The organism is Croceicoccus esteveae (assembly GCF_031846435.1).
GTDB lineage: Bacteria > Pseudomonadota > Alphaproteobacteria > Sphingomonadales > Sphingomonadaceae > Croceicoccus > Croceicoccus esteveae.
The window spans coordinates 74,081-86,959 of the sequence record NZ_JAVRHS010000007.1 but is presented as its reverse complement, the minus strand read 5'-3'; the positions used below and the strand labels follow the sequence as shown (position 1 = coordinate 86,959).

10 protein-coding genes are annotated in these 12,879 nt (G+C 61.7%); 1 reads left to right on the top strand and 9 read right to left on the bottom strand.

Annotation, left to right across the window (positions count from 1 at the left end; all coding sequences use genetic code 11):
- The 5 genes from RM533_RS09615 to RM533_RS09595 form a co-directional block, all read right to left on the bottom strand.
- Nucleotides 1-378: a copper-binding protein gene (locus RM533_RS09615; RefSeq protein WP_311341067.1), complete on the bottom strand. Its 378-nt coding sequence runs from the start codon at nt 376-378 to the stop codon at nt 1-3.
- Nucleotides 378-3,545 carry an efflux RND transporter permease subunit gene (locus RM533_RS09610; protein ID WP_311341022.1) on the bottom strand — a complete coding sequence of 1,056 codons (3,168 nt, stop codon included), beginning with the start codon at nt 3,543-3,545 and terminating at the stop codon, nt 378-380. The genes RM533_RS09615 and RM533_RS09610 overlap by 1 nt, the downstream gene beginning before the upstream one ends.
- Entirely contained in the window at nt 3,542-5,050 is a 1,509-nt protein-coding gene (locus RM533_RS09605) for an efflux RND transporter periplasmic adaptor subunit (RefSeq protein ID WP_311341021.1), read from the bottom strand. Before RM533_RS09605 ends, RM533_RS09610 begins: the two co-directional genes overlap by 4 nt.
- On the bottom strand, nt 5,047-6,282 hold the full coding sequence (locus tag RM533_RS09600) for a TolC family protein (RefSeq protein WP_311341020.1): 1,236 nt from the start codon (nt 6,280-6,282) through the stop codon (nt 5,047-5,049). Before RM533_RS09600 ends, RM533_RS09605 begins: the two co-directional genes overlap by 4 nt.
- A gap of 121 nt (nt 6,283-6,403) precedes the next feature.
- A complete protein-coding gene (locus RM533_RS09595; RefSeq protein WP_432265056.1) occupies nt 6,404-6,772 on the bottom strand; it encodes a hypothetical protein in 369 nt (122 codons plus the stop codon).
- 217 nt (nt 6,773-6,989) lie between these two features.
- On the opposite strand from RM533_RS09595, the gene RM533_RS09590 reads away from it, so the two are divergent.
- On the top strand, nt 6,990-7,475 hold the full coding sequence (locus RM533_RS09590) for a hypothetical protein (RefSeq protein WP_311341018.1): 486 nt from the start codon (nt 6,990-6,992) through the stop codon (nt 7,473-7,475).
- A gap of 150 nt (nt 7,476-7,625) precedes the next feature.
- Here RM533_RS09590 and RM533_RS09585 read toward each other — a convergent pair whose 3' ends face one another.
- The 4 genes from RM533_RS09585 to RM533_RS09570 are packed head-to-tail and all read right to left on the bottom strand — an operon-like array spanning nt 7,626 to nt 12,872.
- On the bottom strand, nt 7,626-8,582 hold the full coding sequence (locus RM533_RS09585; RefSeq protein WP_311341017.1) for a cation diffusion facilitator family transporter: 957 nt from the start codon (nt 8,580-8,582) through the stop codon (nt 7,626-7,628).
- Entirely contained in the window at nt 8,579-9,217 is a 639-nt protein-coding gene (locus RM533_RS09580; protein WP_311341016.1) for a cation diffusion facilitator family transporter, read from the bottom strand. The genes RM533_RS09585 and RM533_RS09580 overlap by 4 nt, the downstream gene beginning before the upstream one ends.
- Entirely contained in the window at nt 9,214-9,585 is a 372-nt protein-coding gene (locus RM533_RS09575; RefSeq protein WP_311341015.1) for a SpoIIAA family protein, read from the bottom strand. Before RM533_RS09575 ends, RM533_RS09580 begins: the two co-directional genes overlap by 4 nt.
- Before the next feature lie 23 nt (nt 9,586-9,608).
- The gene (locus RM533_RS09570) at nt 9,609-12,872 is read right to left on the bottom strand and encodes an efflux RND transporter permease subunit (RefSeq protein ID WP_311341066.1); all 3,264 of its coding nucleotides are present in this window, start codon (nt 12,870-12,872) and stop codon (nt 9,609-9,611) included.
- Nucleotides 12,873-12,879 lie beyond the last annotated feature (7 nt).

The window sequence follows — 12,879 nt, the reverse complement described above, 5'->3', positions numbered from 1 at the left end:
TTACTGCTTGGCAATCGAAGTGATTACATTGCCTTCTGAACCAGTACGAAATTCAAACGAGATCCCCTCACCGACGGCAACCTCGTTGCGCAGCTGCTCATCAGCTTCGAATGCCATGGTCATCGCAGGCCATTCGATTTCCGGAACCGGACCGTGCTCGATTGTGATCGTTCCGGCCTCGGGATCGATGGCTGTGACGGTTCCTTCCGCGCTAGCCATTTGCATTATGCCTTCCGATTCCATCATCGGCATGTCGCCGGAGTCCATGGGCATCTGACCATCGGCCATCTGACCGTCTGCCATCGACATGTCATCCATATCAGTCGCGCTCTGTTCAGAATCGCAGGCGGTCAGCGCCAGCGGCGCGGCCACTAGCATCAAGAGGGTTGTGGTACGCATTCTTCTTCTCCTTCGAGGGGTTTGGACCGTTTGGTCCGGGGACGCCGCATCAATAGATATGCGGCGGGAAGCACGAACATCGACAGCAGGGGGGCGGTGATCATTCCGCCAATCATCGGGGCGGCGATGCGGCTCATCACTTCGGACCCGGCGCCGGTCCCGATCAGGATCGGAAACAGCCCTGCGAGGATCACGGCGACGGTCATGGCTTTGGGCCGGACCCGCAACAGCGCGCCTTCGCGAATGGCAGCGGATACCTGGTCGGCGTCGAGCTCGCCCTCCCTTCGCTCCAGCGCCGCCTTCAGATAGATCAGCATGATCACGCCGAATTCCGCCGAAACGCCCGCCAGCGCGATAAATCCGACGGCGGTTGCGACGGATTGGTTGTAGCCCATCAGGTATAGCAGCCAGAACCCGCCAGTGAGGGCGAATGGCAGAGTGCCCATGATCAGAAGCGCCTCGTCGAAGCGGCGGAAAATGAGGTAGAGCAACAGAAAGATGATCGCGAGCGTGGCTGGGACGACGATCTGCAAACGCTCATAGGCACGGGTCAGATATTCGAATTGCCCGGCATAGGAGAGGCTGACGCCTGCGGGCAGATCGACCTCGGCTCCGATTGCTTCCTGCAAATCGCCCACGACCGAGGTAAGATCACGCCCGCGCACATCGACATAGACATAGCTCGTCGGCCGACCCTGTTCGCTCTTGAGCATCGGCGGGCCGCTGGTCACCTGGACATCGGCGACAGTGCCGAGCGTGATCTGCTGTCCCGCAGGGGTGAGCACGGGAAGGTTGCGCAATTCAGCGACGCTGTCGCGGATCTCGCGCGGATAGCGCACATTGACCGGATAGCGCGCCAGTCCCTCGACCGTGCGCGCGACATTCGCTCCGCCGATCGCGCCCGACACGATCTGTTGCACATCGGCGATGTTCAGACCGTAGCGGGCCGCTTCCAGGCGGTCGATATCGACATCGACATAGCGCCCGCCCGAAAGCCTTTCGGCCAGTGCCGAACTCACGCCGGGCACCTGCTTTGCAATCTGCTCGACCTGAAGCGCGACGCGTTCGAGTTCCGCCAAATCCTCGCCCGAGACCTTGACCCCGATGGGACTCTTGATGCCGGTCGCGAGCATATCGATGCGGTTGCGGATCGGGGGCACCCAGACATTGGCGAGCCCGGGAACCTGCACCACACGGTCAAGCTCCTCGACGAGCATGTCGGGCGTCATGCCTTCGCGCCATTCATCGCGCGGCTTGAAGCTGATCGTCGTCTCGAACATCGTCAGCGGTGCCGGATCGGTGGCCGTGTCCGCACGGCCGGCTTTGCCGAACACCGTGTCGACTTCCGGCACGGATTTGATCAAACGGTCGGTCCGCTGGAGCAGCGCCGAAGCCTCGCCCGGAGAAAGGCCGGGAAGCGCGCTCGGCATATAGAGCAGATCGCCTTCGTCGAGCGGCGGCAGGAATTCACCGCCAAGCCGCGTGAACGGCACCAGCGTGGTCGCGAAAATCAAGGCCGAGATGACCAGCGTCGCCTTCGGACGGCGCATCACCCAATCGAGCCCTGGGCGATAGCCTCGGGTCAGCGCTTTATTGATCGGATTTCGGTCTTCCGGCGGTATCTTGCCCCGAATGAGCCAGCCCATCAGCACCGGAACCAGTGTGACCGACAGGATCGCTGCTGCCGCCATCGCGTAAGTCTTGGTGAAGGCAAGCGGGGCGAACAGCCGCCCTTCCTGTGCCTGCAGGGTGAACACCGGCAGGAAAGACAAGGTTATGATCAGCAGGCTGAAGAACAGCGCCGGGCCGACCTCCTTCGATGCATCGGCGACGATCCTCCACCGCTCCTGAACCGACATAACCGCATCGGGATTTTCCTCGGTCCAGCGTTCGATATGCTTGTGCGCATTCTCGATCATCACCACCGCTGCATCAACCATCGCGCCGATGGCGATGGCGATGCCGCCCAATGACATGATGTTGGCGTTTACGCCCTGAAAACGCATCACTACAAATGCCGCGAGCACGCCCAGGGGCAGAGTGACCACTGCGACCAGAGCCGAGCGCGCATGCCACAGGAACAGCAGACACACGAGCGCGACCACGATAAACTCCTCGATCAGCTTGGTGGTTAGGTTCTCGACCGAGGCGTCGATCAGTTGCGATCTGTCGTATGTGGTGACGATCTCGACCCCGTCGGGCAGGCTTGCCTGAAGCTGGTCGAGCTTCGCCTCCACAGCCTCGATCGCGCCGCGCGCATCGGCCCCTTGCCGCAGGATGACGATGCCGCCCGCAACCTCCCCTTGCCCGTTCAGCTCGGCGATACCGCGGCGCAATTCCGGGCCGATCTGCACATTGGCCACATCGCCGAGCGTCACCGGGACACCGCCCGCCTCGGCACGCAGCGGAATGGAGCGAAAATCATCGAGGCTGCCGAGATAGCCGGACGAGCGCACCATATATTCCGCCTCGCCCATCTCGACGATCGAGCCGCCTGCCTCCTGGTTGCCCGCCTGGACTGCCCGCACGATCTCGGCGTGCGTTACGCCGAGCGAGGCCATGCGATAGGGGTCGAGCACGATCTGATATTGCTTGACCATCCCGCCCACGCTGGCGACTTCGGCGATTCCGGGGATGGTCTGGAGCTCGTAGCGCAGGAACCAGTCCTGCAGGCTTCTCAGCCCTGCGAGATCGTGCCCGCCGCTGCGATCGACCAGCGCATATTCGTAGATCCACCCGACCCCGGTCGCGTCGGGACCCAGCGTGCTCTCGACGCCCTCCGGCAAGCGGTTCTGCACCTGATTGAGATATTCCAGAACGCGCGAACGTGCCCAATAGAGATCGGTGCCTTCTTCGAAAATCACGTAAACGTAACTGTCGCCGAAAAACGAATAACCGCGCACGGTTTCTGCCCCCGGCACCGAGAGCATCGTCGTTGCCAGCGGGTAGGTAACCTGATCCTCGACGATACGCGGAGCCTGCCCGGCATGGTTCGAGCGGATCACCACCTGCACGTCGGACAGGTCCGGAATTGCGTCGATGGGCGTGGTGCGCACCGCCCAAAATCCGGCCAGTGCGAGACCGATCGCCGCCAGAATCACGAAGAAGCGATTGGCGATCGAGCTTTCGATGATCCGCGCGATCATTGACCGCTCTTCCGTATCGAAACGATGCGCGGCCCTGTGCCCGCCTGGACAAAGGTGAAGCTGACCTGATCACCACGCTCCAATCCGCGCAGCAGGGACCGATCTTCAACCGCAAAGGGCATGGTCATGCCCGGCCATTCGAGCGCGGGAACAGGGCCGTGCCGCAAGGTCACACTGCTTTGCGCGATGCGCGTGATTGTGCCGCTCGCCCGATAGGTTCGCGGTTCTTCCGCATCGTCCTGAGCTTCGCGTCCGCCGGTGGCCGATGGCGCCCGGTCGATGGCGCGCACATCGATACCGGCAAGGCTGGCTTCGGAATCGAGCAGGAACTGGCCGGAAACGACCACTTCCTCGCCCGGAGCAAGTCCGGCCAGAACCTCGGTTCGGCCATTCGCCTCGCGGCCGATGCGGATTTCGGCCGGGCGATAGCCTCCGCCCTCCTGCGCCAACATGACCAGAGTCCGCTCGCCGGTGCGGATGACAGCTTCGGACGGGACCAGCAGCGCTTCGCGCCGCTCGGGAGTAAGACTGACCTTTGCAAACATGCCGGGTTTGAGCTTCAGGCCCGGATTGGGCATGGCCGCGCGAACCGTGATGGTCCTGCTGGCATCCTGTGCGCTCGGCAGTATGGCGATGATCCGCCCGGCGAAGCGTTCGCCTGGAAAAGCGGTAAGAGTGGCGCTTACAGGCTGCCCGACGCGGGCGCTCCCCGCCAGTGCCTCGGGTACAGCGGCTTCCAGCCAGATCGGGCTGTAGCCGCTGATCTCTGCCAGGGTCTGGCCCGCCATGACGGTCATGCCGGGTCTGATCCCAAGCGAAGTAATCGCGCCCGATTGCGGTGCGGTCACAGTCACGGTGGTGCGCGCTTGCCCGCTTCGCGCGACGGAGGAGATTACACCTTCAGGCATGCCGAGCAGTCGCAGGCGCTGGCGCGCTGCACGGATCAAGGCTTCATCGCCAGTGGCCGCAACGGCCAGGAATTCCTGCTGTGCACCGCCCCATTCGGGGATCAGCAGGTCGACGATCGGTGCCCCTCTCGCGATCATGTCCTGCGGCGCGTGGCCGTAGGTCCGTTGCACATAACCGCCCGCGCGTGGCTGCACGATCGCGACGTCGCTGCCATTATAGGCGAGCGTGCCGGTCACGTTCACATCCGGTTCCAGCACGCCGTATTCGGCCTCGGCAGTGCGAATTCCGAAATTCTGCACCTGCGTCGAACTGATGCTGACACCCTCGCCCGTCTGCGCTCCGCCTCCGGCACATTTGGGAACCAGCTGCATATCCATGAAAGGGGATTTGCCAGGCTCGTCGAAGCGCTGGTCGGGCACCATCGGATCGTACCAATAGAGCACTTCCTCGCATTCCGTGTCGGCAGCCGCCTCACCGCTCTCGCCGTCGCCCAGCATCGAGAGGCCGTAGCCAGCTGCCAGACTGACAAGCGCGATGCCGGCTGCTGCTGCATAAGAGCGCTGGCGCGGTGTTAAACGTTCGAATGCAGCTCTCATGTCCGGTCCTCCCCATAGGTAAGTCGCAGAACTGCCGCCGCCTCGACAGCGGCTTGCTCACGCTCCACGATTTCGAGTTCGAGCAGGGCGAGCGCGGATTTGGCGGCGATCACATCAATGAGGTCGGCGCGGCCTGCGGCAAAGCTTGCTGTTTCCAGGTCGGCGCGGTCGCGCGCGAGTGGGAGAAGTTCGTCGCGTGCCCGCTCCCATTGCCGCACCGCACTGCGCCAGGCAGCGAGATCGGCTTCGAAACGCGCGCTGATTGCCCGCAGGCGGTCATCGCGCTCGGCCAATGCGGCGGCAGCGTCCGCCTCTGCTGCGGCGATACGCGGGTTTTGCCGCCTGTCGGTGAAGATCGGCAAGGTGACCGAGCCCATGACCGACACGACGTCGCCGAAGTCGGGATTGCGGCGACCATAGGTCACGCTGACACCAAAGTCGGGACGCCTCTCTGCGCGCGCAAGCCCGATTGCAGCTTCGGCGCGTCGACGCTCGGCATCGGCCAAGAGCAGTTCGGGGTTGGTTTCCAGTTCGAACCGGAGCCGGTCGGGATCGAGGATGGCGCGAGGTGCGGCTCCAGATGCGACAGGCTCGTCTTCGGTAATATAGCGGGAAAGCTCGGCCTGCGCGGTCTCGCGGTCGGCTTCGATTGCGGTCATCGCGTCCTCGATTTGTAGAAGTTCACGCCGGATCGCCAGGCTTTCGGCAGGTCTTGCCGATCCCGAAACGACAGCACTGTTGGCGACCGGAACGAGGTTTCTCAATTCGCTCAGCGCGGTGCGTGCGAGTTCGAGGCGTTGTTGCGCGTAGTAGAGGTCTATCCAGGCCGTGCCGACTTCGGCGAGAATGGAACGCTCGGTCATGCCGAGATGCGCTTCGGCAACGCGGATGTCCGAACCCGCGATCGCGTAACGCGCACGCCTCCGCGCCAGATTGGGAATTTCCTGTTCGACGCCGATCGCAATTTGTGTCGGCAATTGCTCGTACGGATCGAACGCAGCGGGACCGGTCACCGGCAGGTTCATGACTCCTGCGCGAACGCGAGGGTCGGGCAATTCGTCCGCTGCCTCTGCTGCTTCGCGCCGTGCCTGAACGCGCAAAGCGCCAGCTTCCAGAAGAGGCTGCTCGCCCCTCGCTGCGGCAAGCGTTTCCTCATAGCCGACAGATTGCGCTTGTGCCGCCTGTGCGACGAGCAGGGCCGAAAACCCCGTCCAGCCAATTCGCCAATTCATATCTCTCACTCGTGCAAAGCGAGCTCACCGGACGACATGTCGGCATTCCCGGGATAGTCCCGGAGCATGACCATTCGCGCCCGCCAAGCTCGCAAGCGGCGCAAAATGCCGCATGGAAAAACTAGACGGTGAGGGTGGTTTGGGGGGGTGGCGATTCCGGTCGCGAATGCTCTCGTTCAAGCCAGGTCACGGCAGGAACAAGGTAGGATGGAGCGAATAGAAGCGTCGGTCCGTCCTCGGTGGCGGCGCCCGAGAGTGCCAGCGGCGGCAGACAGTTCATTGCGACGAGACATTCAAGCGTCATGTCGGAGCATGGCCCTTCCCGATCGGAAGATTTCTGCTGGGCATCCATGACATGACCGGAGCTGCTCTCTGCCATCTCGGTGCAATCGCCCATTTCGACAGTCTCGACCTGCGGTAAGGCTGCAGCGTTCGCCGCGACCTGGACAAAAAGCCCGAAGCTGAAACATACCAAGGTCAGGGCGCGCATAAACGTCACGAAGAGTGGATAGTCCTACCGCCCCGGAAGTGCAAGGCGGTCACCAAGACATGATCGGTTTCCGGCCCCGCTCTGGTGGAGCTCTTTGCGCAATCTTGCGCGTAATAAATCTCCAAACTTTACGAGCTCTTGGCGTAAACACGGCCCGGCGATCGCTTGACCGTGAAAGGCGTCTGTCCCAAACGATGCGGCGAAGGAGAGAAAAGTATTGGGCGTCGGAATTTCGGGCAAGGCAAGCAGCGGATGGCGGGGCGCGCACCCAGCCTTATGGATTGCCCTTTTTGGCGGATTGATCTCCTTTGTGTGGGAGATGTTCCAGCTGCCGTTTTACGGTAGCGGCGAACTCAGTCCAGCCGAAGCTGCCTACCGATGCGGTCTTGCTTCTTTCGGTGACGCCGGGATTATGGTGACGGCCTATTTGGGTGCTTCGTTGGGAAGCGGTCGAAGGCCCTGGATCGTCGAATGGCCCATCTCGCGTTTCGGTGTCTATCTCGTGATCGGGTTGGCGATTACCTCCGTGGTCGAAATATTGGCTGTGGGAGCCGACTGGGGCTGGACTTATAGTTCCCTGATGCCTCTTATACCGGGAACAGGCATCGGCCTTGTCCCCATAATCATGTGGGTTCTTGTTCCTTCGGCGACATTGTGGCTCGCGCGGAGAATGGGCGTCGGACCAAGCTTTCTCGACGTCTGAAGACCCTACCCGCGGCGGCTGCCCACGGCGGCGCGACCGCTGACTTAGACGTGGTGCAATCTGAAGGCAATTAACTGCCTTCGCAGCGCAAAAGTCATCAGGTCGATGCTCGAAAAGTAGGAGCTCGACGACAGGATGTACGCGATTAGCTCAGCTCGTTTGCTCGTTATCCGAGACCGGATGGCCGGGGATGAGCAGGTCGTCGCAATCGGTTGCAAGACAGGCTTCGAATGTGGCGTGCGCGATACCATGTTCATCTGCAAGCTTCGAGCGCAACATCACCTTGAGATTTTCGAATGCGTCAAGCGAAGTGTTCGATGGAACCAGATGAGCTTCGATAGCGCGATGGTGTTCGCCGAGATTCCAGATGTGTACATGGTGCACACCCTTTACGCCATCTTGCTCTTGCAAGAGTTGTACGATCCGCTCGAACTCAACGTCGTCCGGTACCGCACCCATCAGTAGGCGCACGGTTCTTGGCATCAGCGAAACCCCCTGCCAGACAACGTAAGCCGCGATGATCACAGTAATCACCAGATCTGCCACGAAAAAATCGTACAGCAGGATCAGCACGCCAGCTGCGATCACGCCGACCGATGCCATCGCGTCGGAAACGTTGTGGAGAAACGCAGCCTTCATATTGATGCTGTCGCTCGCGCCGCGATGCGTGATGAAGGCAGTGACGAGATCGATCACAAGCGCGATGCCAGCAACACCGATGACGGTCCAGCCTTCGATCGGCTGCGGATCGGCGAACCGGTTGATCGCCTCGACCAACAGGTAGAACCCGATGATGAGCAGCGTGGTCAGATTGATGAGCGCGGCCACGACCTCTCCTTGCGCGTAGCCGAAGGTCATCAGTTTGTCCGCTGGACGTCGACCTATCTTGCGCGCGAACCAGGCCAACCCCAGGGAAGCTGCATCGCTGAAATTATGCAACGCATCGGCGATGAGCGCCAGTGAACCGGACAGGATCCCGCCGATGATCTGGGCGACCGTCAGCAGGACGTTGATAGCCACTGCGAAGATCAGCTGGCGATCACTGAGATTCTTCTCGCCGTGGCTGTGGCCGGTGTGGCCGCCACCATGATCGTGCGTGCTACTCATCTACCGAACTCGTCGCCCTTGCGGTGCTCGGTCCCAGCCTCGTCATGGGTATCCATGTGCGCGTCGCGCAAGATGTCGATACCGCCGTAAAGCGCGATACCGGCAACCGCGATGCCGACCACCAGATCGGGCCAGTTCGCACCGGTCAGCATGACGATAATCCCGGCGATAATGATGCCGCCGTTGGAGATGAAATCGTTGAAGCTGAAGGTCGTGGCGGCGCGCAGGTTGACGTCCTTTTCCTTCATCTTCTGCAGCAACCGCAGGCAGATCAGGTTCACGACAGCGGCCACCGCCGCCATGGCCATCATCATCAGGCCACCGGGTTCGGAACCCTCGACGAAGCGCCGGATGGCATCGGCAATGACCCCGCCGGCGAAAACGAGGAGCATGATGCCGGAAAAACGTGCGGCTCCGCGTTTCCATGTTCGGGAACGGGTGAGCGCAAGCAGACTGAGCGCATAGACGATCGCATCCGACGAATTGTCGAGACCGTTGGCGAGTAGGGCGTTGGAATCGGCGAAGTAGCCGACCACGAAAAATCCTATCGCGATCGCCACGTTCAGCCAGAGAACGATCCAAAGTGTCCGGCGCTTCTCGGCAGAGCCGAGATCGACGTCGTGGTTGCCGCTCATGACGCAAGCCCTCCTTCTCTGGCCCAGCTCTCAGCGACATCGCGCTCGGATCGCGTGAAGAACCTCATTTCGGCGCGGAACAGCGGATCGGAGAGCTTAGTGCCCCACTCTTCCCACTTGCTGTCGCCGATGACCGCAATCCGGCCGAAGCTGTCCTTATGCTTCATGTCGAACTTGAGATCGCGCCAGATTGCGCCCAGATCCCAACCCGAGAAGTCGGGCGCGAGCTCGATCAGCATTGGCACCGTGCCAAGCTCGCGATCCGCAATGCGCTCGAACTGGGGCACGAAGCGATCATAGTCGAAACTGTCGAGGTCACCCCCCGCAAATATCCTGACCAAGCCGTTCTCTTCATCGATTTTCAGCATTCGCCTTCTCCAATCCAGTCTCGTCACGCGATGTCTGTCAGCTCTCGCTGCTCTTCGCGCGTTACGTTGCGGCGCAGCCGCTCCCACCATTTCTCGCGCCAGCTGCGTTCGTCATCCGAGCGATACAGCACGAGCCGTGCGATCGCGGGCAGAACGAACAGGGTCAGCGCGGTCGCGGTGATCAATCCGCCGATAACCACCGTAGCCAAAGGACGTTGCACTTCCGCCCCTGTTCCGGTGGCGATCGCCATGGGCACGAAGCCGAGCGACGCCACCAGCGCGGTCATCAGCACCGGGCGCAGACGCGCGAGCGCGCCATCGGCGATAGCTTCGTCAAGCGGTACTCCGTTCTCGAGCCGCTGACGGATCGCGGTCATCATGACGAGACCGTTGAGCACCGCCACGCCGGACAGGGCGATAAACCCGACCGCGGCGGAGACCGAGAACGGCAAGCCCCGCAGCGCCAAAGCAAACACGCCGCCGGCCAGGGCCATGGGAATGGCACTGAACACGGCAAACGCCGGAACCCATCCGCCCAGAGCCATGAACAGCAAGAGCAGAACCAGAGCGAAGGCAATCGGGACGACGATGGCGAGCCGCGCCTGCGCTTCCTGCAGGTTCTGATATTGTCCGCCCCATTCGATGAAGGAAGCCGGCGGCATATCGACCTCGGCCGAGACACCCTCCTGCGCTTCTTCGACAAACGAACCGAGATCGCGTTCACGCACATTGGCCGACACGATCACGAGTCGGCGTCCCTGTTCACGTCGGACCTCGGCAAGGCCATCGACCACCTGGAAATCGGCCAGAGTCCGCAAGGGAACTGTGACACCATTTTCAAGCACGATCGGCAGGGCACCGAGCTGGTCAAAATCGTCGCGCGTCGCATCTTTTAGGCGCACGACAACGTTGAACCGGCGATCGCCTTCGAACACGAGGCCTGCCGGACGTCCACCGAGTGCGATGGCAACCGACTGGGCCACGTCTTCGACGGTTAGTCCATATCGCGCGATGGTCGGGCGATCGAAAGCGATATCCAGCGTCGGAAAGCCCGTCACCTGTTGCACTTTGACGTCTGCCGCGCCTTCGACGCCGCGCAGCACGCCGGCTACATCGCCCGCCGCTTCGGTGAGTGCGGTAAGGTCATCGCCGTAGAGCTTGACCGCCACGTCACCGCGCACCCCAGCGATGAGCTCGTTAAAGCGTAATTCGATTGGCTGGCTGAACTCGTAGAGGTTGCCAATCAAACCGCCCAGCGCAGTTTCCATCTCCTCTACCAGCTCATCCTTCGACAAGTCCGGATCAGGCCATTCTTCGCGCGGTTTCAGCATGACATAGGCGTCTGACGCATTGGGCGGCATGGGATCGCTGGCGACCTCGGCCGTGCCCGTCCGCGAAAACACCAGCTCGACTTGGGGAAACTCTTCAAGCCTGTTCTCGACCCGCCGCTGCATCGCGAGCGAACGTTCGAGCGACGTCGACGGTATCCGCAAGGATTGCACCGCAATGTCGCGTTCGTCGAGCTGCGGAGTAAATTCGCTACCCAGAAACCCGAAGATGACAGCCGCGATCGCAAAGATCCCGACCCCCGTGCCGATAACTGGCCAGGGCCGGGCAATGGCCTTGCGAACCGCTGGGCCATAACGCTCCTTCGACCAGCGAATGGGCTTCGCTTCCTCCTCGGTAAGCTTCTTGTTGAGCAGCACCGCGATCATCGCCGGGACGAAGGTTAACGACAGAACGAAGGCCGAAGCCAGCGCGAGCATCATCGTGATCGCCATAGGGGAGAAGGTCTTGCCCTCGACCCCGGTAAAGGTGAGCAGCGGCGCGAAGACGAGGAAAATGATCGCCTGACCGTAGACGGTCGGTTTGATCATCTCCTGTGCTGCCAGACGCGTTTCGGTTAGCCGTTCGCCCAAGGATAGCAAGCGTCCCTCACGCTGTTGCCGCGCGGCGAGCCGAGCAACGCTGTTCTCGACAATGATGACCGCACCATCGACGATCAGGCCGAAGTCGAGCGCGCCCAGGCTCATCAGATTACCCGAGACACCAAGCCGGTTCATCCCCACCGCTGCCATCAGCATCGAAACGGGAATGACCAGTGCGGTGATTATGGCGGCGCGGATATTGCCGAGCAGGAGAAACAACACTGCAATTACCAGCAATGCGCCTTCAAGCAGGTTCTTCTCAACCGTCGAAATCGTCGCGTCGACGAGTGAGGACCGGTTGTAGACGATCTCGGCCACAACGCCGTCTGGGAGCGATGAACGGACCTCGTCCAGCCTTTCTGCTGCACCGGCTGCGACGGTGCGGCTGTTCTCGCCTGCTCGCATCAGCACCGTGCCCACCACCGCCTCTTCGCCGTTCAGCGAAGCCGCACCGGTTCGAAGGTCGCCACCGATTTCGACATCGGCCACATCGCCGATGCGGATGGGCACACCCTCACGCGTCGCAATGACTGCCTCCTCGATATCCGCGATCCCGCCGAGCCGAGCATCCACCCTGACAAGCAGCGCTTCATCGGCACGATCCACGAAATTGGCGCCGGCCGCCAGATTGGCGGCCTCCAGCGCATCGATCAATGAATCGAACGAGAGGCCGTAACCGGTCAAACGCGCGGGATCGGGCTGGACCAGAAACTGCTTTTCGAACCCGCCGATCGAATCGACCCCTGCCACGCCATCGATCGAGCGCATCAGCGGTGCGACTACCCAGTCCTGCACGGTGCGCAAATACGCAGCTTTCGCCACTTCGCTTTCGAGGCGGTCGCCACGTTCGGTGATAAAGCTGCCATCGGACTGCCAGCCTGTGCGTCCGCCGGTGGTCGCACCCTTGCCGCCAGGATGCTCATACTCGATCGTATACATCAGCACTTCACCAAGGCCGGTGGAGATCGGCCCCATGGTAGGCTCCGCTCCCTCTGGTAGCGAAGCACCGATCGGCGCGAGCCGCTCGTTCACCTGCTGGCGGGCGAAATAGAGGTCGGTTCCTTCTTCGAAGATCGCGGTAACCTGGCTGAAACCGTTGCGCGAGATCGAGCGCGTCATCTCCAGCCCCTCGATCCCGGCAAGGCCGGTCTCGATCGGAAAGGTCACCTGCGTCTCGACCTGCGCAGGCGAGAGTGCAGGCGCACTGGTGTTGATCTGCACCTGTGTATTGGTGATGTCGGGAACCGCATCGATCGGCAGGCGCAGGAGGTTGAACGCGCCGTAGATCGCTGCGAAAACAGTCAGGACGATGATCGCCCAGCGAAAACGCACGGCAATATCGAGAACCATCCCGATCAAGCCATGG